Genomic DNA, 25851 nt, shown 5'->3' on the forward strand with positions numbered 1-25851 from the left:
GAGAGCGGGGCGGCCTGCGCGCTTGATGCACTATCAGCAGCGCTTATGACCCGGGGCCCGACTCGCCGAGTCGGAGCGGCGAACGGCCCAGATCCTTGGTCAGATCCCGTAGCGACAGGGGGTAGCTGCTATCCAGCGCGCGCTTGCGCAAGTCGGTCAACTGGCTCATGTCGCGCGGTTCGGCGGGCCAGGTTTCCACATGTTCAATCAGCTGCGTGCTTTGATCCTGTGGGTTCACCCGGGCCAGGGCAAAGCGAAACGGATGGTAGCCGGTCATGCCCAGGCGCAGGTCAGTCACCACCCACTGGTTGTCGATCAGGTCATAGCGCAGGATGTCGCGGGTAAACCAGCGCAAACGCTCGTGCTGCTCGGACCCCTCCAGCGACGGAGCGGCTTCGGTGTAATGCCGCGGCAAGCGTTCCAGCACCGGCGGTTTATCGTCGAACCAGCTCACCAGACCCTCGTAATAATCATCACCGGCAACCGCCACCACGCGCCAGAGCACCGTGTTAAAGGGGGTAGGGGTAATAAACACCGCTTGCGCATCAATACCGTCGCGCTCCAGCGCCAGTTGTAGATTGTTCTCAGCCATCTGCTTACCGACCAATGTGCTGGCCAGGTATAGAGTGCTGAGGGTCAGCGCCGTGTATTGCAGCGTCAAGCCCTTGCCCTTCAAGCCGATGATCAGCCCGATAACCACTGCGAGCAGCAGGGGCACGGTATAGAGCGGATCGATAATAAAAATGCTCGAGATAGACACCGGCGGCGTGATCATTGGCCAGAACAGCTGCGTGCCGTAGCTGGTAAAGGCGTCGAGCAAGACGTGGGTGACCAGAATCAGCCAGAGGCACAAGCCCAGTCTTACGCCTGAGTAATCCGGATTCGGCCGCCAACGTCGCCAGCCCCAAGCCAGCAACAGACTCAGTGCGGTGAGTACGAACAACGAATGGCTGAAGCCCCGGTGGTAGGTCATGTTGGCCACGGCGTCACCGTAGTTGATCACCACATCCATATCCGGCAACGTGCCCAGCAATGCTCCAGCCACCAGCGCTTTGCGCCCATGCCAACGGCCCAGCATAGCGCCGCCAATCGAGGCGCCGAGCATCGCCTGGGTAATCGAGTCCATCAGGGGTACTCCAAAAAAAGACTCTGCAAAAGAGATTCTGCAAAAAAAGAAAGCCAGCATAAGCTGGCCTTCGGGTTCCTGCAGCAGTAAATCGATTCGATATTTTACCGCTCGATCATGACCGCTTAAAGCGCGTGCTGTTTATCGACCTCGATCGACTTGTCCAACAATTCCAGCAACGCCTTGCGCGTCTTCAGCTTGGTATTGCGGTGTGCGCTCATGTTCAGCTTGGTCAGCTGCGTGGCCATCTCCATTGCCTTGGCTTCCAGCTCTTCGGCAGGCACTACCTTGTCCAGGAAGCCCGCGTGTACGGCATCAGCCGGATCAAACATTTCGGCATTGATCACCGAACGGTTGAACGCGCTGTTGGTCAGCCGCGCACGGGCCAGCTCGATGCCGACGTGATGCATGGTCATGCCGATGGCCACTTCATTCAGGCCGATCTTGAACGGACCCTCAACACCAATACGGTAATCCGCAGACAGCAGAATAAAAGCACCCTTGGCCACCGCATGGCCGGTACAGGCCACCACTACTGGATAAGGATGCGACAGCATCCGCCTCGCCAAGGTCGAGCCCGACGCTACCAGTGCCTTGGCCGCATCCGCACCGGACGTCATCACCTTCAGGTCATACCCACCAGATAAAATCCCCGGCTGGCCGCTGATGACCACCACGGCCTTGTCCTTCTCCGCCTGATCCAGCGCCTCATTGAACGCCTCGATCACCGCTGGGGAAATGGCATTGACCTTACCGTTGCTCAGGCTCAGCCGCGCAACACCATCGGAAAAACTGTAGGAAACCAGCTCGCTCATGGAAGCATCCTCATAGACTATAAACAGCCGGGAACGACCGTATCAGTAGTGCAGTGTACCAATATAAAGATGACCGGCCAGTTCCAGCACACGCCTCCCAACAACCTTGCCAACCTGGCGCCCGGTCAGCGGAAAAAGCGTTTGCCAAAGAGGCCCTATTTCGGTACATTAGCGCGCCTTGGAACCAGCCCCGGCTGGCTTCAAGAATCCGGAGAGGTGTCCGAGTGGCTGAAGGAGCACGCCTGGAAAGTGTGTATACGTTAATAGCGTATCGAGGGTTCGAATCCCTCTCTCTCCGCCAGACAAATTAAAAAGCCCCAGCGCAAGCTGGGGCTTTTTAATTTGTGCGGTGAAAAGACGGACGAGAACCCTCACGGTTCGACGAGCTTGCGCCAGCAGGCGAAGAACGTTGTCGCAGAGCGACAACGGCCCCGTAGGGGTGAGGCGCCCCGCGCCGAATAATCCCTCTCGTGGTCCAGGTCGCACATTGCGAAAGCTGAGCCGGTTGTTATTTTTCTGGGGGAGAGAGAGGGATTCGAACCCCGTACAAATCAATAACCTAACCATATTTCCGATTTGGTACCAAATAAGCCCCCACTCAATTCCCCGGCTTAAATGAACGATTTCCCTCCGCTATCCCCATCATCCGCTTTTCAATCACCGCCCAGTACCAGGTCTACGCCTCAACACTCCACCCAGCTTCTATGCCCCGGTATTAGCCCTTTCGGGCCATATCGGCCGCAGTTCCTGCTGGTATATAAAATCTCGTGTAAGCGGCCAACGGGCACCTACTACCTGATGCATTGGTGCAACCCATCGCATGGTCGTCCGCCTGTACCACCTAAGAGGCGGGACCGAAAAGGCTCATTGCTGGCAAGGAGTTATTCATGAAAATCAAGGGTCGCTATTTTTCCTTGGGCTCGGTAGTCGCTCTTGCGTTGCTTCTCGCCGCAGGCCCTGGCGTTGCGAGTCCGGACAAGGCGAAGCAGAAGGCCTCGCCACCTGAACGACCAAAAGCGATGCGCGAGGTTGTGCTGATGCGCGAGCAGGTTCGGCCGCTTGGGGAATCGATACAGAGCAAGAAGATTCGGGCAGCGAAGAAGCATCCCGGTAAAAAAGGATTCAGGGCCGCGCACGGTCTGCGCGCGGAGCGTCCCGCGCTGTCAAGCAACAGCATTGTGGTGGTGCCTGGCGAATTCGGACCAGTCGTCAAAGAGCGTGTCGTACCACCGGGTAAAGGGAGACCACCTGTAGCGAAAGGGAATCCGAAGGCGGGGAAAGGGAAGCCGAAGGGTAATGACAAGTCAGCCAAATTGGCTCGTTAACACGTCATTTCCGGAAGTTCGTTGAGCCAGTATTCGTATGTCACGGAGAAATCAGACCATGTCCGCAAAACGCTCTCGCACCATTCGCACACTTTCGCTGGTCTTGATATTCATGTTCGCGGGAGGAGCAGCAACGGCCTCGGCCGCCCCGATTCAGGCACTGATTCTTTATGATTCAGAACCCGGCAGCACTTACAACAAGCTCGGCAAGGCCTACGCCATCATGCTGAGCAATCTGCTCGGAGGTTTCGATACAGCCATTGAAATGAAGCCGGTCGAAGAATACGTCGCCGGCCAGATCGACACCAAGGACATCACTTTCTACCTTGGCTCATACTACGATAACGCGCTGCCTGCCGCCTTCCTGACAGACGCAGCCACCACCAACCGCAGCCTGGTGTGGTTCAAGTACAATCTTTGGAGTCTGGCCTGGAATTCATCGTACAATTTCGAGGCGACTCGCGGCTTTCGATTCGACGGGCTGGCCGGCCTGAATGCTGCGCCATCCGCTCAAAATATGGCGCCAGGGTTCTACGACACCATCCTGTATAAACAGCGCAGCATGGTGAAGTATTACGACTACGACATCCTCACCAACACTGTATTTGCCGATCCAGACACGGGTATCACCGCCGTAACCAATCCGACGATCGCCACTACCGTTGTCGAAGTGGAAAACGGCGAGACTGGGCAGCGCCTACCCTACGTGATCCGCTCAGGTAATTTCTGGTATGTCGCGGACATGCCGTTTTCCTACATTGGGCCACGCGACCGCTATCTGGTCATAGCCGACCTTCTACACGATATGTTGGGTGTGAACACGCCCACCGAGCGGCTCGCCATGATTCGACTGGAAGACGTTGGCGCGCTGACCAATGCCAGCGTGATGCAAACCCTGACGGACTATCTCTTTAGTCAGCAGATTGAATTTTCGATCGCGGCAATACCCCGTTATCGTGATCCACTGGGTCAATGGAATGGCGGTGTGCCACAGGAAATTCCCTTCGCCCTGGCCACCCAATTTCGCCAGGGACTCACCTATGCGCTTCAGCGTGGCGGCAGCGTTGTTTTGCACGGCTATACCCACCAATACGGCAACGCCATTAACCCATGGACGGGCGTCAGCGGAGACGATTTCGAGTTCTGGGACATCGTCAATAATCGGCCCGTTGTTGGCGATTCCACCGAGTGGGTGCTCGGCCGGGTTGATGCAGGCATTGCTGAGTTCGGGGCCTTCGGCATTCAACCCTATGCCTGGGAAACCCCGCACTATCACGCCTCAGCGACCGCTAACCGGGCCTTTCCGCAGCGCTTTGATACCACGTACAACCGGGTCGTGTATTACACCTCGGATGTGCCGGACTTCGCTGGCGTAAATGGCGATCCCGATTTCGCTGTGGGGCAGTTTTTTCCCTACATCATTCATCGCGACTACTACGGGCAGCGCATCCTGCCTGAGAACCTGGGCAACATCGAATACGACATCAGCGATGTCGATCCGGCCTCCTACTTTGACTACACCTGGCAAGACCTCCTGCTGAATGCCGAATACGCACTCGTAGTCCGCAATGGCGTTGCGTCGTTCTTCTTCCACCCGTTCTGGCTTGAGCCAAGCCTGGGCACCCCTGGCCTTGCCGATCTTCAGAATCTTGTGGATGGCATCAACCAGTTAGGTTTTACCTGGGTGGATGGCAGTGAGCTGACTCCAACCGAATAAAGAGGCACACAGCACTTAACGAAAGAATTCAACTCAAGGGAAGGGGTCAGAATGAAAACAATACTCGTGATTGCTGGAACCAGACCGGAGGTCATCAAGCTGGCCCCGGTCTATACCCAGGCGGTAAAAAGATTTGGCGCGGAGGCCGTGGAGTGGGTCAATAGTGGGCAACATACGACGCTGGCGGATCTAGCGCTCGAAGCATTCGGAATACAACCGGGAACGGTGCTCGAGAGTATGACCGCGGACGGATCGCTGGGCGTACTCAGCTGCAACCTGATCAGCGAACTTGATCGTCTGTTCGCCAGCGTCACCCCTGAGGCAGTCGTGGTTCAAGGTGATACCACGACTGCGTTCGCAGGCGCACTCGTCGCTTTCTACCATCGTATTCCCTGCGTGCATGTCGAGGCAGGCTTGCGCTCATTCGACTGCACCAATCCGTTCCCGGAAGAAGCCAACCGCCGGATGATCAGCAGCCTCGCGAGCATCCATTGCGCGCCCACGCCGCGGGCTGCGGAAAACCTGCGGCGCGAAGGCGTGGCCGAAGAACGCATCCTGGTGACGGGCAACACGGTCGTCGACGCGGTCAATCACGTTCGCGAAAAGCTGTTACAAGCGCCTCAACCGGCAGACGGACAGCGTCGAATTCTCGTGACCATGCACCGGCGGGAAGCCTGGGGCGACGAGATGGAAAAAATGTGCGTCGCACTGCGTGAGCTTGCCGACAGCCGGCCCAACGTCGAGATTGATTTTCCCGTTCATTTGAACCCGCGTGTGTGTGAGCCCGTGCATCGTCTTCTCGGCAATCACCCGCGGATCCACCTGTTGGCGCCGCTGGATTATCTCGGGCTGCAGAAGATGCTGAGCCAAAGCTATCTGGTACTCACCGACTCCGGCGGCATACAGGAAGAGGCGCCCAGCTATGGTGTGCCTGTGCTGGTGCTGCGCCGTCTGACCGAGAGACCGGAAGCTGTCGAGCAGGGCTATGCGCAAGTGACTGGCACGGATCCGGCAACCCTGGTTCGTGCGGCGCAACGGTTGATCGACGACCCTGAAGCCTATCGCTCGATGGTCGCGCCTGCCAATCCCTTCGGCGACGGTCACGCTGCGGCCCGCATTGTTCAGGCGATGTCAGAGCTTTTATCGAGGCAGTCGGTCAAGAGTGAGCATTCATCTCTTGCTGCAGTCATGGAGTAAGGGCAATGGACTGGGTCGATAGCATTGCCATTTACTGGTTCCTGGTCAAACTGCTGCTCATCACCACTGCGGTGCTGATTGCCATCAGTAGTTTCGATGACCTGTTTATCGATATCTGCTATTGGTGCCGACGTATTTATCAGCGCCTGGCCGGCGTGTCAGCAACTGAAACTCCATCGCTTGAAGTACTGCGAGCCGCTGAGGAGCGTCCCATTGCTATCATGGTGCCGGCCTGGCAGGAGGCCGACGTCATCGCGCAGATGTTGCACAACGCTCTGACGGTTTTCGACTATAAGCGCTTCCATATCTTTGTCGGCACTTACCCCAATGATTACGACACACAGCGGGAAGTCGACGCGGTGGCGGCCGCCAATCCAACCATCCACAAGGTCGTGGGCGCCCGTTCCGGACCCACTTGCAAAGCGGACTGCCTGAACGAGGTGATCGCGTCGATTCTAGAATTCGAGGCGAAGCAGGGGGTCGAGTTCGCCGCGTTCGTGCTCCAGGATTCAGAAGATGTGGTCCACCCGCTGGAGCTGCGGCTGTTCAACTATATGGTCGCTCGCTACGACCTCGTGCAGATTCCGGTCTTGCCGCTGCCCAGGCCCTGGAAGGAATTTACCGGCGGCCATTACAAGGATGAATTTACCGAATGCCATACCAAAGACGTTCCTGTGCGGGCCGCGCTGACGGGCATAGTACCTAGCGCCGGTGTGGGCACCGCCTTCAGCCGGAACGCCATCCTGGCACTGCATCGCGAACGCGACGGTGAAGTATTCAATCCCGGGAGCCTTACCGAAGACTACGACATCAGCCTGAGGCTGCGCGAGCTGGGCATGCGCCAGGTGTTTGTGCGGGTGCGGGTTCCCACTGACTCCAAAGAGCCGGGCCATGCCGACGAATACATCGCCGTGCGGGAGTATTTTCCCAACAGCTTCCGGGCCGCCTACCGGCAAAAGGCGCGCTGGATACTCGGCATCGCGCTGCAGGGCTGGTCAAACGTGGGTTGGAAAGGCGACCTGGCGACCAAGTACATCCTGTTTCGCGACCGCAAGTCATTGGTCACATCGCAGATAGGCTTCCTGGCCTACTTTGTGGTGTTTAACGTGGTGCTGATGGAGCTTGCCCACTTGCTGCTCTCCGACAGCTACTGGTTCCCACAACTGGTGCCGGTAGATAGCTGGCTGTGGTGGTTGATGATCATCAACGCGCTACTGCTGGGTAATCGAATCTTGCACAGAGCTCTGTTCATGACCCACTACTACGGCTGGCGCCAGGGACTGCTCTCGGCACCACGGCAGATCTGGGCCAACGTGGTCAACTTTTATGCCTGCAACCGTGCATTGCGCCAGTTTGCCGGGCATCTAGTCTACGGCCGTCATCTGGGTTGGGACAAAACCCAGCACGCATTCCCCGTAGCGCCACACATGGCGCTTGCGCGCAGGCGACGCCTTGGTGAGCTGTTGCTGGATCTCGAGGCTATTGCCTCCGAACAGTTGCACCACGTGCTTGCCGAGCAGCGTTCGGACCCGCGTCCCCTGGGCGACCTGCTGCTGGCCCGCGGTTGGCTGAACGAGCAAACATTGAAACAGGCCTTACATATGCAGCAAGGATTCGACCAGGCGGCCTAAGCGATAGCCGGACATGAACGCTCAACCAGGACGGTGCATTATGCGAAGAGGCTTTCCTGCCACCGCTCGACCTCAGGACAGGCGCGGCTTTTTCACCCGGCTGCAGATACTGACGCCCATCGTGACAACAGTCGCATTCAGCCTTTTCTCCGCGGGCTCGTTAGCTGACGTAACGACTGGAGATGATCGCCAGGAGGCGCCCAAGGTCGGCAGTCAAAGTTGGCTCGAGCAGGAACTGGCTAACTTTCGCAAGTATCCCTTCATGGAACGAGCCGAGCGGCTGATCGGGTCTGGGCAACCGGTAGCGGCAGCAAAAGAATTGACGCGAATCCTGGCACTGGACCCCGAGGATGTTGATGCACGGCTACGTCTGATCGTACTGTTGCTGGGGCCGCTTGATGAGCCGCAGGCCGCAGCGGAGCATGCGGCCAAACTGATCGAGCATGGTCGCGAACGGGGGCTTGGCTACCATTACCGGGCCCTGGCCAACCTGCGCCTGGGAGACGCTGACTCGGCGGCTGCAGATTGGATGCGCTCGCTCGAAACCCGGGAATTGAGAGAAGACCTTCAGCGCGCGATTCGTGGTCAACTGGCGGATCTGGCAATCCAGCGGGGTGATTTTGCGGCCGTTCCGCGGTTGCTCACAGAAGATGCCGCCGACCAATCCTTTGAAGACCGCTTACGCCTGGTACAGGCCTACATCAAACTGGATCGTCCGAAGGAGGCGACGCAGCTGCTTATGCGCGTGGATGGCGTGCCGCCTGAAGGATGGTTCCCGATAGCGCAGTATCACGTGGAGATGGGCCAGCCAACACTGGCCATCGTGACTATCAATCGCGGGCTGGAGAGAGTGGAATCAGCACCCCTTCGGCGAGAACTGGCGACGTCTCTGGGTTATCTGCACATGCAGCGCGGCGAGCCGCAGCTAGGCGCGCAGGCTTTCGCCCTGGCGGTGGAAGAGGGGGAGCCTGATCCGGACCTGTATCTGGCCTGGGCCCAGGCACTCTCGGAGGCCCAGCTCGCCGCGCAGGCGCTGGCTGCGATCGAGTCGGTGGAGCAGACATCGCCGTATGGTCACCGGCTGCACGCCTATTTACTCGCAGAACTGGGCAGAACCGACGACGCGGCGGGTGTATTACAGCGGTTGCTGGACGACCCATCGCAACAGGAAAATCGAGGCGCAATTGCCCTGGAAATCGCCGAGCTATACGCCCAGGCAGGGGATCTCGAGGCTCAGATGACAGCCCTGGAGCACGCTGTGGCCCTGGCACCCAAACATGCTCCGTCCTTGCGCGCGCTGGCTGAGCGGCAAGTTGGCGCCGACCGACTGGCGGCAGCATCGGACACTCTCAGAGCCCTTATCGCGGTAGAAGACCAGCCTGAAAACCGACTCAGGCTGGTAGAGGTGTTAGTGGCGTCGGGAGAGCAAAAGGCGGCTTTGACCGAGCTGCGGCAACTGGTCGAAAAGCTGCCTTCGGGGCATGCGGCGCGGATACGCGTATTGCGCCAATGGGCTAGCCTGGCTGAAGCCCAGCAACAATGGGACGAAGCCGCTCGGGCCTGGGAAGGCCTTTATGTCGCGGACAGCAAAAGATCGCCCGAGTACCTGTTGCACGCAGGCCGCGCGGCGCGTCTGGGCGGTAACCCGTTAGGGGCGCGACAGATTCTGGCAAAACTGGATGTTGATGCGCAGGACCCGAACATTCGCGCCCTGTTCTATGACGAACAGGCTCAGTTGGCCCAGATGGAAGGCGAGCACATGACAGCCGCGCAGTGGCAGCAGCAAGCCGTGAACGCTCAACCCACCGCGGCACGTCACTATCATATGGCACAAGTCTGGAAGACCCTGGGTGATCCTGAACTCGCACGCAGGGCGCTTGAACAGGCCATCATACTGGCGCCGAAAAATGCCGAGTATCACGCCAGCCTCGGGTATGACTATCTGGAAGGAGGAGACGACCGCCGGGCCGCAGAGTATTTCGAGACCGCATTGAGGCTCGACCCAGACCGGCTGCCGTTGTATGAGGAATTGGGCTACGTCTATCGCCGCCTCGGTCGCAATGAAGACGAAGCAGAGCTGCTCGGTGAACTCATTCATCGGCAGGCTGCGAGCGGTCAGCGCCGCAGCGCCCTGGCGAGAGGCGCTGGCTCGAATTCAGAGAGCGTGATGAGGTTCCAATTGGAGCAGGTACAGGCGTTGAGGCGGGCGGGGAAACTGGACCAAGCCCTGGTCGCGCTTGACTCTATTGATGACCTGCAACTCTATGGCACCAAACTCAAAGTCGAGCTCCTCAAGGAGTCGGGGCGCTCCGAAGACGCGGTGCAGGAGTTGTCCCGGCTGCTGGATAACCCGTCACAGCTTGAAGAGCCTGGGGCGATAGCGCTGGAGATTGCCGAAATGCATGCCCAGGCGGGTGATAGAGCAGCCCAACTGGCGGCGCTAGAGCGTGCAGTTGTGATCGCGCCAGATTACCCACCCGCGCTACAGGCGGTGGTGGAACGCCAGGTGGGCGCAGGAGACCTGCTTGCGGCGGCAAACACCCAGCGTCGCCTGGTCGCTTTGGAGGGTAATACAGCCACCCGTACTCGGCTCGTGGAGATACTACTGGCCGCAGACGAGAATGCGTCGGCATTGGTCGAGTTGCGGCAACTCGTGGAAGCCCTTTTGCCGGATCATCCCGATCTGCCCAAAGTGATGCGGCAATGGGCAAACGTTGCCGCAGCCGAGGGGGTTCTGGCTGCCGAGGCGCAGACCTGGGAGGCACTGTACCAGGCCGATGAAACCCGCCCGGCAGAACTGATGCTGCACGCGGGTCGCGCAGCGCGCATTACCGGCCAGCACGAGAAGGCAACTCGGGTACTGGCCCAGGTACCAGAAGACGCATTGACGCTCTCCGACCAAGCGTTGCTGTATGAAGAGCGCGCGCTGCTTGCCTCGCGGGATGGAGACATCCAGCGGGCGGCGGAGGCACAGCGCAGGTCCTTACGGGCAGAACCCGCGGCGGAGCGACACTACAGATTGGCTCAGTACCTGCTTGAACTCGGTGAACAGGGCGATGCGCGCAGCGAATTCCAGCAGGCCGTGAGGCTTGAGCCGGATAATCCAGAGTTCCAGGCGAGCCTGGGTTATGCCTATCTGAGGACGGGCGATGATGACCTCGCCGCGGGCCATTTTCAGGCAGCTCTGGCTGCTGACGAAAAGCGGCTGCCCTTGTATGAGGAACTCGGCTATACCTATCGTCGACTTGGCCAGGATGAGGCTGCGGCCAAGGCATTCCGCCAGCGCATTGACCTGACGCAAACCTGGGCGGGCACCGCGCCTGAAGGCTCTCAAGATGAAGGCTATCAAGGCCAAGGCTCCGCCAGCACCGGTACCGATGAGAGTGGCTATGCCTGGCGCCAGGAAGTGCAGCAGCTAGAGGACCGGCTGCGGATCAATACGGGTGTGTTCGTGCGGCGCATGAACGGTGGCGATAGTGACTCGGACCAGGACGCTTCCGTCGGGCTCAGCGGGTTTCAGAGTCAAGCCGGGATAGACATCGCCTACCGGCTGGATAACGTCTCTGATGGCCGCTATGCAGAGGTTTACGGGCGCAGCATCTGGGCATTCGAGGACGATACGCTGTCGCCAGTGGGCAGCGAAACCCAAGGGGGTGTCGGCCTACGGGTGAAGCCCTTTGCGCCGGTCAATTTTTTACTCTCAGGCGAGCGGCTGGTCGCGCTGGGTAGCGACGCTAGAAACGACTGGATGGTGCGTGCCAGCGCATCCTTCGGCCGCGGTTTAGCCTACGCTCCAGCCCAGAAGTACCAGCACTATCGCTCCGTGTATCTGGATGCGGCCAAGGTGGTGGAAGACAAGGCTGAGTTCCTGGTGGCGGAATGGCGCGAGGGTGTTGCCAAGCAGATAGGGCAGGGCCTGCATCTGGTGCCCTACGGTGTCGCCGCCGCCAGCTACACGGATGACGCTGAAACCGAGCGCCGCTATGAGGCAGGCGTCGGCGTTGCCTTGCGCGGCTGGTTTGGCGGTAACGCCTACCACACGCATAGCAGCAATTTTGAGGTGGGGGTGGAGTTCCGAGGAATGGTGGGTGGCAATACAGACGAAGATTCGGGTCTCGTCGTGCGTCTGCAATACGGATTCTGACGTGATGATGAGTATAGGCCGGTGAAACAACTCTACTTTTGGCTGTTGCTGGCCATATCCCTGCCAGCGCAAGCCAGCGAATGCACCGGTGCGCCCTTCAGCGCCAGCTTTCTCCAGCCCCTGACCTCCGATCTTGAGCGCTCAGCGGACTCCTGGGAGGCAACATTGCAGAGCATTGCCGGTGTCGGGATAGACACCCTTTACCTGCAGTGGAGCGTCTACGGTGAGCTGGACCTGAGCCGCGAGCCAGGTATCAGCTTTCTGAGTATTTGGCTTGATCAGGCGCACGCCAACGGTCTGCGGGTCAATTTAGGCCTGGTTGCCGATGCCGACTTCGGCAGCCGGATCACCGATCCCGCAGACGCATTGGCAGCCTACCTCGCAGGCCTTCGCGAACGCTCGTTAGCGGCAGCGGATCGACTCAAAGCAAGATTAGGTGATCATCCAGCATTCGTGGGCTGGTATCTCTCCGAAGAAATCGACGATCGTTCCTGGACGCATCCCTGGCAAGTGGACCTGCTGCGCGAGCATCTAAGCAGTTTGACCAGCTTGCTCGCGGAGTTGAGCCCGGAAAAGCCGGTGAGCATTTCGACCTACGTAAGTGGTGCGCAGCCGCCGGCTCAGTTCGAGAGGCTGTGGCGGGCACTCTGGAGCGCCGCGCCTCAGTTACACGTCCTTCTGCAGGACGGGGCTGGCGTTGGGACAGTAGCGCGCCCTGACTTCAATGAATACGCGCTCCGAGTTAACAATATTGCCGCAAGAACAAACCGCTATTGGGGCATTATCGTGGAACTATTCTCGCAGCAAAGCGGGCCGCCGCTGGACGACGCGCCCTTCAGCGCTCAGGCCGCGCCCATCAACCGCATGCTGCAACAATTGGCAGCCGTCGAAGCACTCGACCCCGGCCCAAATGAGGTCATTGCGTTCTCGGTCCCGGAATATCTGCTGGACCCCGCCAAGCCGGGCCAGGCCGAACTGCTCAACGAATATCGACGCCGCTACTGCGGCCCTTGATGTCGTGGGGCAGGTCGTGGGGCAGGCTACCCAGTGTTACCCGGCGCGGTAGGCCTCAGCGTGCTCATGGATTTTGCTCACGGCCTGTGCGCGGTTCGACACATCCAGTTTCCTGAAAATGCGCTTGAGGTGATTTTTTACCGTGAACGGGCTGATATTGAGAATCACACCAATAACTTCATTGGTTTTCCCGACTCTTACCCAATCCATGATTTCCTTTTCGCGGAGGGATAAGCCGAACTCGACATAAGACATTTCCACTCCGTTAACGCTGCCGTGGGGTCGAAAAGGGGGCAGCTGTCGCAAAGCGGTGTCTATGTAGGGCAGCAGCAGCTTGAAATAAAGTTGAGCCGACCGCGGTAGGCAGAGAGCCTGGTTAAATACCACGTAGAGTATCTGATCTCGCTCCCGCTCATCCTTGATGCCATGGATGAGGGCCGAGCGCATACGTTTGAAGTGCGCAGTCACCGAATCCGGGGTGTCGAGCTTGCCAAGGTCCAGGTCAAAGCCCGTTTCGGTTTGTATCTCGAACAGCTCATGCCCACCCTTTTCCCAGAGCGCTAGAAGATTGCGCCGCAGGGGCATCATGTTGGCGTTGACCACGTTCGAGGTACGCATTTCCAGAATCGCGGAAATGATATCGACCTCAAGCGCATTCTTTCCGGCCCCTCGCCACGACGCGAGGAGGATTTGATGTGGTAGATAGGTTTGCAGATCTCCCTGTAGCCAGTGGAAGAGATCGGCATGAGTGTGGATGTGCAGGGACCCCTGGATGACTTTTATGAACCGATTGTGCTCGGTATAAAGGGCATTGGGCGTCTTCAGATTCAAGAAGTGAGTCATCTTCGTCATATCAATTATCCGTGTGAGAAGTCCATGCTCCGGATTAAGAGATCTATGCTGACTAGACACCGACTACTTTACTGTCCCTAGACTTCCAGTATAGCCATGATGTTTTTACCCGCCTTGCTGAAAGTGTCTCTGTTGGGTTGCTATTAGCGGGCTTGTTTTATGTTCCGCAAAGGGTTGCCGAACCGCTCAATATATTCCCGTCCAATCTCTTTCGAGCCCAGATAATTGAGATGGTTCTCATCGCGATACAGCGGCAGGCCATTCAATACGGTCTGGCAACGGAGCGGGTCGCAGATGACTTTTCTCGGGTCTATCCAGTTGATGTCAGGGAAGCGCTGTTGCGCGGTTTGTTTGAAGCGCAGAAAGTTGCTCATTTTCAGCCTGGCGTCTGCGGCGTCGATGGAGCAATCGTCCATATTCTTCAGCAGGCATTCCGCGTACGAGGAGGAGGGCAGCTCCGGCACGTCTTCAAGCATGACGATGGTATGGCCCTGGGCGTCGAGCCAGGCCAGGGTGTCGATGAAGTAGGTCTGATACAACTCGCTTTGCAGATAAGAGTTCCACCATGCATTGACGAACACGGTCATCGGGCGTTGCTGCAGATAATCAGCCAGGGCAGTGTTCCGCTCGACCTTCTCCGGATCGACAAATGCGGCCGCGGAGTGTTCCGGTATCACGAAAGGGGTAGAGGCCCGGGTCACCACTAGTAGAGAGTGGTCCTCGCCGATGAGTTGCTCCACGAAGCCAAGCAGGGCAATGGCGTGGGAGTCACCGATCAACATGCTGTCTGGCTGGCCGTCTTGCGGCTTGGCGCCGAACAGGCAGGCGTCGCTGGTGTTGAATTGCGCGGGTTCGGCCTTGAAGCAGCGCTTGTAGAGGTCGGCAGCGTTATTCTGGGCAATGATGCGGTAGAGCTCACGCCGCTCTTCGGAAAAGCGGAAGCTCAAGTCATCGGCTATGCGAATGGTCGACTGGATAGCCCAGATGACCAGCGCCGGGGCCAGAATGAATATCAGAAAGGACTTTTTCAAGTTCCACGGGCGGTGCCGATAGCGGTTCTCGACAAAGCGGAAGCTTAACCAGGACAGCACCACGACGATGGCTATCAGCAGCAGACGGTTAGTCCAGGTGAGCTCGATCAACTGATAATGCAGTAGCGCCACGGGCGGCCAGTGCCACAGATACAGGGAATAGGAAATGCCCCCCAGAAAAACCATGACTGGCAAGCTGAGTACGCGAGCAGTGAGAGTGCGGCTCTGATGCAATCCGGCGTAGATCACCAGGGCAGTGCCCAGCGTAGGCCAAAGGGCGTTGTAGCCGGGGAAATGGTCATGCTTGGTGAGCACTATCGCGGTAACGCAGATCATCGCGAGGCCGAGGGCCGCTAGCAGCTCGGCACTGAGCCGTCCGAGGACTGGAAGCTGACGGCTGAACAGCGCCACGCCGGTGCCGAGCATGAATTCAAACAGCCTGGCCGGCAGCAGGTAATAGGCGGCGGCTGGATAGGCGTCAGCCAAATACACCGACAGCGCGAAAGTGGCGACCAGCATAATGCGGAAAGGCCAGTGCCCATCACGGCCTTTGCCAAATCGGTAGGCCAGGTACAGCGCCAGCGGCCATATCAGGTAGAACTGCTCCTCAACGGCCAGGGACCAGGTATGCAGCAGCGACAGCGAGCGGCTTTCCGGTGCGAAGTACTGAGAGAGCTCCTGAAAATAGTAAATGTTGCTCAAGCCGACCAGAGACGCCAGCCAACTCTTGGCAAACAGGTAGTAGGCATCGCCAAGGTAGAAAGGCGAGATCATCAAGAAGGTGACGCTGGACACCAGCAGGAACAGGGGTACCAACCGACGGATGCGACGGGCGTAGAAGTCGCGGAAACTGAAGGTCGCGTTCTCGAAGTTGCGTTGCAGAAGTTGGGTGATGACGTAGCCAGAGATGACGAAGAACACATCCACGCCAATAAAGCCGCCGCTGATTCCCGGGACTTCGTAGTGGTAGAGAATCACCAGGACGACGGCCAGTGCGCGTAAGCCTTCAATATCAGCGCGGTAGCCCGAAGCGATCTTCAAGTCAATTCCCCTAGAATTAGCAGACCGGGGGAGATTATATGGGCGCGGGCAGCGCAGACAAGCTGTTTGCAGCAGGTCCGGCTCTGATTAGGCCGGCCGCCTCCTGGTAACGAGTGGCAAGCTGAGCGCGCTCAGCGGCGGACCCATACCTCCACCCGGCCGTTGCGCTGGGCGCCAGTAGCACCCCCCGCCGAACCCACCGGCATATAGTGGCCGTAGCCAGTGTGCCCGTGCACCTGAGTGCCGAGTTGCCGTAGGGCCTTGCTGGCTGACAGGGCGCGCAGTTCGGAGATCATCTGGGCGCGCAGTTCGTCGCTTTGCTGGTCGGCAAAACCAATCAGCATCAGGTCCTTACCCGTTTTGCCGGTGTCCTTGAGGTAATGCTGAATGCGCAGCAAGTCGCGGTTGGCTTTGTTGTCCAGCTTGGTGCGGCCTTCGGCAAAACGGAAGTTCACCGAGAGGCGCTGATAGCGTTCGGTCAGGCGTTTGAACGTCGCCGGCACGCTGGCGTCCTGCACCGGGTCGACTGCAAAGGGGTTCTGGGAAAAGAAACCGGACTGGGCCACGATATCCTGCCCGGCTTGGCTTTGTGCGTAGTTGATAAAGGCCTGGGCCAGAGGTTTGCCGGTGGTTCCTGGGGTGTACAGGTAGAGCCGACGGGACAGCGGATAGTCTTCAGTCGCAACGGAAAGCTCACTGGGCTTGAGCGCCGGCGCGCTTCCATCGGAAATTGCCAGCAATTTGCTGCTGCGTACCGAGGCGAAACCGGCAAAGCCGATGCCTGCGGGATTCAGACTGACGTCGTCGGATAACTGGTCATTGGACTCGTAGCGTCGGGCTTCACCAGTCAGCGTATATTTGCCAGCCAGAACCAGCTCCTTGAAGGTGTCCCAGGTCCCAGAGCGGTCGTCGCGAGCGTATACCTGAATTGGCAGGTCAGGGCCGCCAAGCGCCGACCAGTTGGTGATCTCGCCGGCAAAAATCCTGGCCAGCGTTTCTATATTGAGCTGGTTAACCGGATTGGATGGGTGCACCAGAATCGCCAGGCCATCAATGGCAATCACGTGTTCGCTATCGGCGCTGGTCATGTCTGCGCGTGCCGCCATCGCGGCAACTTCCTTGGCGGTGATACGGCGTGAGGCCGCCCAGGTATCGGCCTGGTTGGCCATCATCGAGGTAAAGCCAGTGCTGGTACCGTGAGCGGCCACCAGCACGGTCAGCGGCTTGCCGTCACGCACGACTGTCAGTACAGCTTCATTCTCATTCCCCGTGGCGCTGGCGCTGACCCGTTCTCCGGTAAGCTGTTCCAGAAAGCCGGTCATCAACATGGGTGCCAGTGTGGCGCCAATGGTGTTGGACCCGTGGATTTCCAGGTCGTGGGCGGCTGCCACACCGGGCAGAAAAGCCAGAGCAAACCCCAGGCGGAACAGCAGTCGACGGAAAACTGATGGCATCGGTAACCTCATTACAATCTGGCAGGTAGGTTTTGACCCGCCAGAGTGAGGCAGTTAGATGACATTCAGATGACTGGACCCGCCTGGATCGCGTTGTCGATTCAGCCGTCTATTGCGAGCTTGATGATCACCCCTTCATCCGCCGCAATGCGGCCCTGACATACGTCGGGATAAATCTCAGCCAAGCCCGACAGGCCCTGCAGCGTTTTTACCTTCAGCCATTGGCGGCTCCAATGGGCGGCATCGTGCATGAAACGCTGGCTGCGCTCGGCAAAGCCCTGGGGGCCCCAGTCCTGCATGCGCTGCTGAATGTGCCCGGGAGCAAAGAAGAACTCGCTGCGCTCTGCGCTGATGCCTGAAGCGGTCTGGGTTTCATCCCAATGGGTCAGGCCGACGTTGATGCAATAAGTCAGGTTCTCGCCCAGGTGCTTGCTCAGTTCTTTCAACACGCTGCTGTTGCCTGACATGTCGACAATGACGCTGGGAATGTTTTTGTTGATGCTGCTCAGCTGCTGGTAATCCACAACATCGTGATAAATGTCGAGACTCTTGACCAGGGCTGTGTTGCGCGCCGAGGTCACGGCAATGGTGGCCGGGGCGTCGGGATCTTTGAACAGCGCATAACCAAGGCCAGCACTGGTTTTGCTTGAGGCGCTAAGGATGATGATCTGCTCGGCACCACGCCAGTTTTTATCCTTGAGCGCATCCCACAGGCAGAACGAGGTGATATGCAGCGGCCAGAGCAACATGCGCTCGGGCTCAGTGCTGGCGTCGTAGTCTGGCTCGTGCAGCACCCGGCTGTAGGTGTTGTAGCCCGGCGGCAGTTTGGCCCGATGCGCGCTCCCATCGATCAGGCGCTGGGCGGATATCTTGGTCGGTTGCATGATTAACTGCGTGGCCGGCGGGAAGTAACCAAACAGCCGCTCACCCACCGGTAATGCTTCACAGCGCGATTCGGTTACGTTGGCAAAGCCCCACACGGGGATCACACCCCAGCCTTGGGTTAGCTCGCCTGCTGGCGGAAAGAACTGCCAATAACCGAGTTTGTCGCCAGCGGCGGCATAGGTGATGTTGTTGGCGGTAAAGGAAAAGCTATCGACCGCGAGCCGAACCTCGCCTTCTGCCAAGGTCGGGCGTTGCTCAACTGGGCTCAGTGTAACCAGACGCTGGGTCATAAAGTCGTTTTTGCGTATCTGAAATTGCTGCATGCTGTCACTCCTTTCGGTTAGTTGATTTCCGCAAGAAAGCGCTGAATCTTCATCATTGCAGGGCCAGAGTTGGCGCGCATACGCGCAAGAACCGCCTGCTTCGCTTCATCGTCCTTGGCGGCGTTCTTGACCAGCTTGCCCATGCCGTCGAGGCGGTTGGCCAGCAGCCAGTTGCGCAGATCTTCCACTTTCGACCACTGGTACTGGTTCATCATCAGCGCCGCCATCATGCGAATCCAATCGGTATCGTGATTGGGTAGCGGCACTACCGAGCAGATGCGGTTCTTCTCCGCCTCATTGCTGTAGTTGGCTTCCACGTGGGCGATAAAGGCCGCACTGAATACCGGTTGATAGGACCGAACCGTTTGCGGCGTGATTAGGTCGCCCTGGAAGACCTTCTTGATCGCCAGGTTGGTGATGGCGCTGGCCGAGCAGTCGATGTGCAGGTTGTTGGTTGAGGTCGGGATGCTGCCCTGTTCCAGCAGGATCTGATCCGCCTGCAGATGCAGCACGCGGCCCTTGCGCACCACATTCTTGATACGGCGTAACTGTTCAAGCTCCAACTGGCTGACCGTTGCGCCGTGGAACATGGTCGGCTTGACGTTCTTGTCTATCCGCAGCAGCACACCAGCGCTTTCCAGACTGTCGAATAGCTCGGGTACGGATTCGGCCGTGGCAATGGCTTCAAACTGGGCGGCCATCGAGCCGATGGTGCTGCTGAAAAACTCGTCTGTTGGCTGGGTATTGCGCCGATCGAGCAGCCAGGCATCGCGGGACACTATCCAGCAGATGCGATCCGGGTCTACCTGGTTTTCCAGCAGCCACAGGCAGGCATCGATACCGGTCTTGCCGCCGCCAATCACCACATAGTGGTCGGCGGGCTGCTTGACCTTGGGCAGGTTGTTCAGCGGCATGAACTGCACGCCTGCATCAATCTTGAAACTCGGCGTATGCGTAGCCGGCACGCTGGTTTTCAGGTAGGTCGCGTCGACGGTTTTGCGGGTATTGGCGCGGTAGCGCTGCCCAGTCAGCGCGTGCTCGAATACGCCGTCGCCCAGGTAGGTGCACATCGGGAAGTACTGCACACGGCCGGTCGGTAAAAACTGCTGGCGCATGACCTGATCAAAGTAGGCCAGCACTTCGGCGCCAGAGGCCAGATCGCCCAAACCCTTGTTCAGGCCCACTTCGTCCTTGAGCCCCTTGCTCAGCTCCCGCGAGCTGACGCCATAAAAGGCCGAGGGCTGATGCAAGGTTACAAAAGGGTAGGCAACGTTCCAGTGTCCGCCGGGCTGTTGATGTTGATCGACAATGATCACGCTTGCGTCCGATTCAGTCAGTAGAGTATCTGCGAAGGCCATGCCTACCGCGCCGCTGCCGACTATCAGGTAATCCGCTTCGAGTTGCTGTTCGTTCATGCCTTTGCCCCTGCTGATTGTCATTGTAACGTTGATCAATAATTCGCCATAACAGCGTTATGTTGATCGATAGTATAACGCTGTTATGCAAAGTCAAGTACAATCGCTCCATGAACGAATCGCAAAGCAACATCCTCAAAGCCGCCTCCGAGCTTTTCTTGCAGGGCGGCACCGCTGCCCTCAGCGTGCGCGCCATTGCAGCGCGGGCGGGTGTGTCGACCATCGGCATCTATAGCCACTTTCAAGGCAAGCAGGGCATTCTCGATGCCCTCTATATCGAAGGCTTCAGCGCGGTGATCGACGCCTTGGCAGTGGACGACCTGACAGCCGATCCGCGTGAGCGGGTGCTGCTGGCATCGCGGCGCTACCTGGATACGGCAGAAACCTTTGAGCCTCATTACGGGCTGATCTTCGGCAAGCTGGATGACAGTTACCAGCCCTCAGCCGAGGCGCGTACTTTGGCAGCCGCCGGGTTTGAACGCTTGACTGAAGTGGTCGGTGGTTTACTGACAGCGGATGCCCCAGCCAGCGCCAGGCGCAATGTTGCCCTGCAGGTGTGGGCCTTGATTCACGGCTTTGTTGGCCTGAAGAATCATGCGGTCGGTGAGCTGGTGGATATGCGTTGCTGGAAAGAGCGCGCCATGGAGGCGGTGGAAATTCTGGTAGATGGGATTATCAAGCGGGTAGAGGGGCAGGGCGCAGTATAGGGCGCCCTGCGCACCACTCAAACTATCCCTGCAACGGCAGCGCTGCACCTATGGCGATAGAGGCCGCCACCGGTTAGGTCATCCAGGTTTCACTGGCCATAGGCGGTAACCGCTCCGCGAGTATGTAGCGGCCGGTATTAACTTGCCTTGGCCTTCTCCGGTAGCTCTTCTGCCAGCCGTTCGAGAAACATCGCCAGCGCCACTTCCTCGGCTTTCAGGCCCTTGCGCACCCGCGGCTTGGGCAGCTTGGATAACTCCCCCAGGCTGAAGTGATCGAGCACGGCGGGGTGGATGTAGCATTTGCGGCACACCGCAGGGGTGTTGCCCAATTGCTTGGCGACGTCCTTGACCATCGCTACCACATGGCGTTTGGCATCGGATTCCGGCTGCCATTCCAGTTCTCTGAGTACCGCCAACGCCATCGCGGTACCGGCCCAGGTGCGGTAATCCTTGGCGGTGAAGTCAGCCCCGGTCAGATCGTGCAGGTAGGCGTTGACGTCTGCGGAGCTGACCGTATGGCGGTTACCGTCCTCATCCAGATACTGGAACAGGTTCTGCCCGGGCAGGTCCTGGCAGCGCTTGACCACCTTGGCCAGGCGCTTGTCTTTCACGCTGACCTGATGTTCGACACCACTCTTGCCGCGAAACTGAAACTGGATCTCGCTGCCCTTGATGTCTACATGGCGGTCGCGCAGGGTGGTCAGCCCGTAGGACTTGTTGTCCCGCGCGTACTGAGTATTGCCCACGCGAATCAGCGTGGCATCCAGCAACATGACTACTGTGGCCAACACCTTTTCGCGGCTAAAGCCGGGTTCGGCGATCTGTGCTTCCAGCTGCTTGCGCAGCTTGGGCAGAGCGGCGCCGAACTCCTGCAGGCGCGAGTATTTGTCGGCGTCGCGCACTTCGCGCCAGCGCGGGTGATAGCGGTACTGCTTGCGCCCACGCGCATCGCGTCCGGTGGCCTGCAGATGCCCGCTCGGGTCGGCGCAAATCCACACGTCGGTATACGCGGGTGGCACGGCCAAAGAGTTGAGTCGCTTGATTTCATCGGCATCGCTAATGCGCTCACCCTTGGCATCAAAATACTGGAACTTGCCCCGCGATTTTTTACGGCGGATGCCGGGCTGGGTGTCATCAACGTAATGCAGGTCGCGAGGCAGGTCGGCAGGCAACGCGGAGTCAGGCATGGGGCAATTTCCTTGGCAGCAATCAGTCGGGTCTAACTGATTGACCGCAACCTGATGCGGTGGTGCCAACAGGTTTCTAAAATAGGTGCTTGTCAGGCGCGCCGGTCAGAATGTCCCATGGCATGCTCGTTACCGGCCCCCACAAAGGATCAGCGAAAGATCAGCGACTGATGCGCTGCCGCACCGGCGCGTGCGCCGTCACCTACTGCGCTGGCAACATTGCCCGCGGCCACCGATGCATCCCCGCAGGCAAACACGCCAGGCACGGTGGTCTCGCGCAGTGCATTGACCCTGATGAAGTCACCCATTGGCCCGGCCTCGAATTCGCAGCCCAGTTGTGCTGCCAGAGGGCTGGCCATTCGCGTATTTGGTTGAGTGAACAGTCCCGCGAGCTTGATGACGCGACCGCTGGCTAGCGTGACGTCGAGCGAGGCGCCGCCAAGGGCAATGACGGGTTCGCGTTCAACTATAACGCCACGTTTGTCCAGGCTGGCAAGCTGCTCTGCATCAGGCTCGAATACCTGATTGAGAAACAGGGTAGTGGGTCCCCAGTCAGGTAGCATCAGCGCATGGTGAAGGGCAATCGGTGTGGCCGCCAGTACGCCAATTGGCCCGCCGTTCAGTTCATATCCGTGACAGTAAGGGCATTGGAATACTCCCTGGCCCCAGCGCTGCGACAGGCCAGGAATATCTGGTAGCTCGTCTACTACGCCAGCGGCGAGTATCAAGCGTAACGCGCTGTATTGCTGCCCGTTTGCGGCTGTCACCACATAGCCACTGCCGTCCTGATTGGCTGCCACCGCAGCCTGCGAAAGCCACTCCACCGTCGGGTAAGCCAACAGCTGCTCACGCGCCTCCTCGGCAATCGCGCCGGGGTCGCGACCGTCCTGGGCTAGAAAGCCGTGGGCGCTTTGCGCGAACCGGTTACGTCGCTGCCCGGTATCCAGCACCAGTACCTTGCGCCGCGCTCGGGCCAGCTGCAGGCCTGCAGACATGCCTGCATAGCTGCCGCCTACAATGATCACTTCATAATTCATGGCAGATTCTCGGTGAGCACTTCGACCAACTCGAAGATCAATAGAAACAACATAAGTTACAAGATATAAAGGTGTCAACACTCTCGTAACTTATGTTGTATCGAGCGATACTCAGGCATCGCTATCGACTAGAATCCTGCCCATGAGAAACGACACTCGCTTGTCCCGCATGCTGCACGTGCTGATCCACATGGCTCGGCATGAAAACCCGACCACCTCCGATGCCATTGCACAAATGCTGACCACCAACCCGGTGGTCGTCCGGCGCACGATGGCGCTGCTCAAGAAAGAGGGTTACGTGCGTTCGGAAAAGGGCCACCGTGGCGGCTGGACGCTAGCCAAGCCTCTGGCTGAGATTACGCTGCTGGATATCCACCAGGCCCTGGGCTCCTCCTCGCTGTTCGCCATCGGGCTGTCTACCGATCATCCCGAATGCCTGGTAGAGCAGGCAGTGAATGCGGCGTTGACCGACGCCTTCGATGCGGCCCAGGCTTTGCTGATCGAGCGGTTGGGGAGCGTAACCCTGGAAGAGTTGGCCAAGGATTTCGAGCGGCGATATCAGAGCTTGTAAGCCAGTGCAGCCGGGCATTAGCCTGACGGTTTAGTAATTACGCGGAGTGGCACAGGCTGCCTTTGGAAAAAACTTTTGATTCGTGCATTGACATATCGGTAAATCTCGATATTATTACCCCATGGAACTGATCGACGTATTCAAAGCACTCTCAAACCGTACTCGCCTTGATATTCTCAAGGGGCTGAAGGATCCGGTGAATAACTTTCCTCCTCAGGATGAGGGGGACGTGCATACCGTTGGTGTTTGTGTGAGTAGCATTCAAGAGGGCGTTGGACTGTCGCAGTCAACAGTGTCTGATTACCTTGCTACTTTGCAACGAGCGGGCCTGATCAGCGTCAGACGTATCGGGCAGTGGACGTACTACAAGCGCAATGAAGAAACCATCAGAGCTCTTGCCGAGCTCATAGAGAAAGAGCTGTAACTATTTATCTGTATGTATCGATAAATTGCGATATCCCTCTTTATCGAAGCGAATAATTGCTCTGAGCTGAGACCGGAGAGGACCGTTTAAATTGTTACCAACAGATATCGATAATTCCCGATATCCCTTTTTACCGAAGCGAGGATTTACCATGAAAGCAATGATACTTAACGCATTTGGCGGCCCGGAATCGTTCGAGCTCTCCGAGGTGCCCAAGCCAGTGCCCCAAGCCGGGCAAGTTCTGGTGCGGGTGCACGCCACCTCCATCAATCCGTTGGATTACCAGGTACGCCGTGGCGATTATGCCGACCTTGTGCCACTGCCGGCCATTACCGGGCATGACGTATCCGGTGTTGTCGAAGCTGTTGGCCCAGGTGTGACGAGCTTCGTGCCAGGTGACGAAGTCTGGTACACCCCACAAATTTTTGATGGCCCCGGCAGCTATGCCGAGTACCACGTGGCAGCCGAAAGCATTATCGGTAAGAAGCCGCCGGAGCTTAGCCATCTGGAAGCTGCAAGTTTGACCCTGGTTGGTGGCACGGTTTGGGAAGCATTGGTTGTCCGCGTGGGACTCAGGGTGGGAGAGAGCATCCTCGTGCACGGCGGTGCGGGCGGTGTCGGCCATGTGGCGATTCAGGTGGCAAAAGCCATGGGCGCCAGGGTGTTCACCACCGTGCGCGAAGCCAATTTCGAGTTCGCACGGAGCTTGGGTGCTGACGTGGTCATCGACTACGGGAAAGAGGATTACGTCGACGCCATTCTGCGGGAAACCGATGGCCACGGCGTCGATGTGGTGTTCGACACCATCGGCGGCAATACATTGGCGCGCAGCGCCGACGCGCTGGCCCAACTGGGCCGAGTGGTCTCGATTGTGGACATTGCCCAGCCCCAAAACCTCATTGAAGCCTGGGGCAAAAACGCCAGTTATCACTTCGTTTTCACCAGGCAGAACCGTGGCAAGCTGGATGAACTGAGCACGTTGATAGCGCGCGGTCAGCTGCGACCACATGTGGGTGCGGTCTACTCGCTGGCGGATATTGGCGCCGCCCACGCTCTGTTGGAGAGCCCCAACAATGGCCTGCGCGGAAAGATCGCGATTGCAGTCGAGCCCCAGGCTCATCTCGTCAGCGCGAATGCTTGATCGTTGAAATCACACTAAAGGAGTACCCCCATGATTTATGAAATTGCTGTGCTGCCCGTGCACAAAGAACAGATTGAACAGTTCCAGCGTGCTTTTGCCAACGTAGAGCCTTTGCTCCGCCGCGCAGAGGGTTACGGCGGCCATATGCTCGCGCAAGGTATCGAAACCCCTGAGCAATTCAATCTGATAGTGCGGTGGCGATCGCTCGAAGATCACACGCCGGGCTTCGAAGCGAGTGAAGACCATCGGATCTTCATGCTGGGTCTAGAGGAATATTTTTCCGAAGAACCGACGGTTTATCACATCGAGGGTGCCGCTTTTACTGCCGGAGATCATGAAGATCCGGACAGCACTCTGCATTCAAATACTGATTCTTGAGGAAGGCAAAAAATGAAAGCATTCAAATATCTGAGTTCAGGTCTGGTCATCGGTAGTCTCGCTGCTGCGTTAATAGGCTTCCCTCTGGCGGCCAACGCCGAAGGTGGGGCCGAACGTCTTCAGGCACTGCATGGCGACAGAAGCGTCCATAGAAAGAACATGGTTTCGCGCCCGGCCATTTCTGTAGATAAGGCGGTAAACCACAGCATAACCAAGGACGGCTCAGAACATTTCAGGAAGTTCCGGAAGGCCCGCAAGGCACCGTACCCTAAACCACGCGGGCGTTAAGGCTGAATGCTCGCGCTGGTATTAGTGTCACTTCGCGAAGTCACAGGGGGTCAGATAAGCATTGATTATTCTGACCCTTTTTTGACCGAGCGGCTTCGAGCCGTAACCCTGGAGGAGTTGGCCTGAAATTCTTAACGGCGATATCAGA

At 58.3% G+C, this 25851-nt stretch carries 21 protein-coding genes and 1 tRNA gene; 13 read left to right on the forward strand and 9 right to left on the reverse strand.

What is annotated here, in order from left to right; translation table 11 throughout:
• Positions 1-43: 43 nt before the first annotated feature.
• Positions 44-1126: a metal-dependent hydrolase gene (locus tag DT594_RS00175; protein ID WP_149330841.1), complete on the reverse strand. Its 1083-nt coding sequence runs from the start codon at positions 1124-1126 to the stop codon at positions 44-46.
• Positions 1127-1251: 125 nt separating this feature from the next.
• Positions 1252-1941 (reverse strand): crotonase/enoyl-CoA hydratase family protein, encoded by a 690-nt coding sequence (locus DT594_RS00180; protein WP_096347478.1) that lies wholly within the window; start codon positions 1939-1941, stop codon positions 1252-1254.
• Between the two features lie 210 nt (positions 1942-2151).
• Here DT594_RS00180 and DT594_RS00185 point away from each other — a divergent pair.
• The 7 genes from DT594_RS00185 to DT594_RS00215 all read left to right on the forward strand — a co-directional run bounded on the left by DT594_RS00185 (position 2152) and on the right by DT594_RS00215 (position 12969).
• Positions 2152-2242: transfer RNA gene (locus tag DT594_RS00185), tRNA-Ser, on the forward strand.
• A 586-nt stretch (positions 2243-2828) separates the two neighbouring features.
• Entirely contained in the window at positions 2829-3266 is a 438-nt protein-coding gene (locus tag DT594_RS00190; protein WP_149330842.1) for a hypothetical protein, read from the forward strand.
• Positions 3267-3324: 58 nt separating this feature from the next.
• The gene (locus tag DT594_RS00195; protein WP_149330843.1) at positions 3325-4983 is read left to right on the forward strand and encodes a DUF2334 domain-containing protein; all 1659 of its coding nucleotides are present in this window, start codon (positions 3325-3327) and stop codon (positions 4981-4983) included.
• Positions 4984-5034: 51 nt separating this feature from the next.
• A complete protein-coding gene (gene wecB, locus DT594_RS00200; protein WP_149330844.1) occupies positions 5035-6180 on the forward strand; it encodes a non-hydrolyzing UDP-N-acetylglucosamine 2-epimerase in 1146 nt (381 codons plus the stop codon).
• Between the two features lie 5 nt (positions 6181-6185).
• Positions 6186-7811, forward strand: a complete 1626-nt coding sequence (locus DT594_RS00205; protein WP_149330845.1) for a glycosyl transferase family protein — start codon at positions 6186-6188, stop codon at positions 7809-7811.
• Between the two features lie 40 nt (positions 7812-7851).
• Positions 7852-11955 (forward strand): NfrA family protein, encoded by a 4104-nt coding sequence (locus DT594_RS00210; protein ID WP_178091352.1) that lies wholly within the window; start codon positions 7852-7854, stop codon positions 11953-11955.
• 21 nt (positions 11956-11976) lie between these two features.
• Positions 11977-12969 carry a DUF4434 domain-containing protein gene (locus DT594_RS00215; RefSeq protein WP_149330847.1) on the forward strand — a complete coding sequence of 331 codons (993 nt, stop codon included), beginning with the start codon at positions 11977-11979 and terminating at the stop codon, positions 12967-12969.
• Positions 12970-13005: 36 nt separating this feature from the next.
• Here the strand turns inward: DT594_RS00215 and epsA are convergent, their stop codons facing one another.
• The 5 genes from epsA to DT594_RS00240 form a co-directional block, all read right to left on the reverse strand.
• A complete protein-coding gene (gene epsA / locus DT594_RS00220) occupies positions 13006-13821 on the reverse strand; it encodes an XrtB/PEP-CTERM-associated transcriptional regulator EpsA (RefSeq protein ID WP_149330848.1) in 816 nt (271 codons plus the stop codon).
• Positions 13822-13964: 143 nt separating this feature from the next.
• Entirely contained in the window at positions 13965-15893 is a 1929-nt protein-coding gene (locus DT594_RS00225; RefSeq protein WP_149330849.1) for an acyltransferase family protein, read from the reverse strand.
• A 131-nt stretch (positions 15894-16024) separates the two neighbouring features.
• Positions 16025-17347: a substrate-binding domain-containing protein gene (locus DT594_RS00230; protein WP_149330850.1), complete on the reverse strand. Its 1323-nt coding sequence runs from the start codon at positions 17345-17347 to the stop codon at positions 16025-16027.
• Positions 17348-17448: 101 nt separating this feature from the next.
• Positions 17449-18555, reverse strand: coding sequence for a DUF2855 family protein (locus DT594_RS00235; RefSeq protein WP_149330851.1), 1107 nt, complete (start codon positions 18553-18555; stop codon positions 17449-17451).
• Between the two features lie 17 nt (positions 18556-18572).
• Positions 18573-19970 (reverse strand): NAD(P)-binding protein, encoded by a 1398-nt coding sequence (locus DT594_RS00240; RefSeq protein WP_149330852.1) that lies wholly within the window; start codon positions 19968-19970, stop codon positions 18573-18575.
• Positions 19971-20080: 110 nt separating this feature from the next.
• On the opposite strand from DT594_RS00240, the gene DT594_RS00245 reads away from it, so the two are divergent.
• Entirely contained in the window at positions 20081-20677 is a 597-nt protein-coding gene (locus DT594_RS00245) for a TetR/AcrR family transcriptional regulator (RefSeq protein WP_178091354.1), read from the forward strand.
• 137 nt (positions 20678-20814) lie between these two features.
• Here the strand turns inward: DT594_RS00245 and DT594_RS00250 are convergent, their stop codons facing one another.
• Both DT594_RS00250 and DT594_RS00255 read right to left on the reverse strand, forming a co-directional pair.
• The gene (locus DT594_RS00250; protein WP_149330854.1) at positions 20815-21864 is read right to left on the reverse strand and encodes a DNA topoisomerase IB; all 1050 of its coding nucleotides are present in this window, start codon (positions 21862-21864) and stop codon (positions 20815-20817) included.
• Between the two features lie 149 nt (positions 21865-22013).
• Positions 22014-22901: an NAD(P)/FAD-dependent oxidoreductase gene (locus tag DT594_RS00255; RefSeq protein WP_149330855.1), complete on the reverse strand. Its 888-nt coding sequence runs from the start codon at positions 22899-22901 to the stop codon at positions 22014-22016.
• Between the two features lie 142 nt (positions 22902-23043).
• Here DT594_RS00255 and DT594_RS00260 point away from each other — a divergent pair, with 142 nt between their 5' ends.
• From DT594_RS00260 to DT594_RS00280, 5 genes are all read left to right on the forward strand, one after another.
• On the forward strand, positions 23044-23472 hold the full coding sequence (locus tag DT594_RS00260) for an Rrf2 family transcriptional regulator (RefSeq protein ID WP_149330856.1): 429 nt from the start codon (positions 23044-23046) through the stop codon (positions 23470-23472).
• Positions 23473-23593: 121 nt separating this feature from the next.
• Entirely contained in the window at positions 23594-23896 is a 303-nt protein-coding gene (locus DT594_RS00265) for an ArsR/SmtB family transcription factor (RefSeq protein WP_149330857.1), read from the forward strand.
• Between the two features lie 151 nt (positions 23897-24047).
• Positions 24048-25037 carry a zinc-dependent alcohol dehydrogenase family protein gene (locus DT594_RS00270; protein WP_149330858.1) on the forward strand — a complete coding sequence of 330 codons (990 nt, stop codon included), beginning with the start codon at positions 24048-24050 and terminating at the stop codon, positions 25035-25037.
• Positions 25038-25067: 30 nt separating this feature from the next.
• A complete protein-coding gene (locus DT594_RS00275; RefSeq protein WP_149330859.1) occupies positions 25068-25415 on the forward strand; it encodes an antibiotic biosynthesis monooxygenase family protein in 348 nt (115 codons plus the stop codon).
• Between the two features lie 12 nt (positions 25416-25427).
• Positions 25428-25703, forward strand: a complete 276-nt coding sequence (locus tag DT594_RS00280) for a hypothetical protein (RefSeq protein WP_149330860.1) — start codon at positions 25428-25430, stop codon at positions 25701-25703.
• The last annotated feature ends 148 nt before the right edge of the window (positions 25704-25851 follow it).

This window comes from Halopseudomonas laoshanensis (genome assembly GCF_008365385.1).
GTDB classification, from domain to species: Bacteria; Pseudomonadota; Gammaproteobacteria; order Pseudomonadales; family Pseudomonadaceae; genus Halopseudomonas; species Halopseudomonas laoshanensis.

What these genes read in the sequence shown, in the direction of transcription:
- DT594_RS00270 (WP_149330858.1), top strand. Translation starts at nt 24,048, where the DNA reads ATGAAAGCAATGATACTTAACGCATTTGGCGGCCCGGAATCGTTCGAG.
- DT594_RS00195 (WP_149330843.1), top strand. Translation starts at nt 3,325, where the DNA reads ATGTCCGCAAAACGCTCTCGCACCATTCGCACACTTTCGCTGGTCTTG.
- DT594_RS00190 (WP_149330842.1), top strand. Translation starts at nt 2,829, where the DNA reads ATGAAAATCAAGGGTCGCTATTTTTCCTTGGGCTCGGTAGTCGCTCTT.
- wecB (WP_149330844.1), top strand. Translation starts at nt 5,035, where the DNA reads ATGAAAACAATACTCGTGATTGCTGGAACCAGACCGGAGGTCATCAAG.
- DT594_RS00280 (WP_149330860.1), top strand. Translation starts at nt 25,428, where the DNA reads ATGAAAGCATTCAAATATCTGAGTTCAGGTCTGGTCATCGGTAGTCTC.
- DT594_RS00265 (WP_149330857.1), top strand. Translation starts at nt 23,594, where the DNA reads ATGGAACTGATCGACGTATTCAAAGCACTCTCAAACCGTACTCGCCTT.
- DT594_RS00235 (WP_149330851.1), bottom strand. Translation starts at nt 18,555, where the DNA reads ATGCAGCAATTTCAGATACGCAAAAACGACTTTATGACCCAGCGTCTG.
- DT594_RS00275 (WP_149330859.1), top strand. Translation starts at nt 25,068, where the DNA reads ATGATTTATGAAATTGCTGTGCTGCCCGTGCACAAAGAACAGATTGAA.
- DT594_RS00210 (WP_178091352.1), top strand. Translation starts at nt 7,852, where the DNA reads ATGCGAAGAGGCTTTCCTGCCACCGCTCGACCTCAGGACAGGCGCGGC.
- DT594_RS00230 (WP_149330850.1), bottom strand. Translation starts at nt 17,347, where the DNA reads ATGCCATCAGTTTTCCGTCGACTGCTGTTCCGCCTGGGGTTTGCTCTG.
- DT594_RS00250 (WP_149330854.1), bottom strand. Translation starts at nt 21,864, where the DNA reads ATGCCTGACTCCGCGTTGCCTGCCGACCTGCCTCGCGACCTGCATTAC.
- DT594_RS00180 (WP_096347478.1), bottom strand. Translation starts at nt 1,941, where the DNA reads ATGAGCGAGCTGGTTTCCTACAGTTTTTCCGATGGTGTTGCGCGGCTG.
- DT594_RS00255 (WP_149330855.1), bottom strand. Translation starts at nt 22,901, where the DNA reads ATGAATTATGAAGTGATCATTGTAGGCGGCAGCTATGCAGGCATGTCT.
- DT594_RS00175 (WP_149330841.1), bottom strand. Translation starts at nt 1,126, where the DNA reads ATGGACTCGATTACCCAGGCGATGCTCGGCGCCTCGATTGGCGGCGCT.
- DT594_RS00240 (WP_149330852.1), bottom strand. Translation starts at nt 19,970, where the DNA reads ATGAACGAACAGCAACTCGAAGCGGATTACCTGATAGTCGGCAGCGGC.
- epsA (WP_149330848.1), bottom strand. Translation starts at nt 13,821, where the DNA reads ATGACGAAGATGACTCACTTCTTGAATCTGAAGACGCCCAATGCCCTT.
- DT594_RS00245 (WP_178091354.1), top strand. Translation starts at nt 20,081, where the DNA reads ATGAACGAATCGCAAAGCAACATCCTCAAAGCCGCCTCCGAGCTTTTC.
- DT594_RS00205 (WP_149330845.1), top strand. Translation starts at nt 6,186, where the DNA reads ATGGACTGGGTCGATAGCATTGCCATTTACTGGTTCCTGGTCAAACTG.
- DT594_RS00260 (WP_149330856.1), top strand. Translation starts at nt 23,044, where the DNA reads ATGAGAAACGACACTCGCTTGTCCCGCATGCTGCACGTGCTGATCCAC.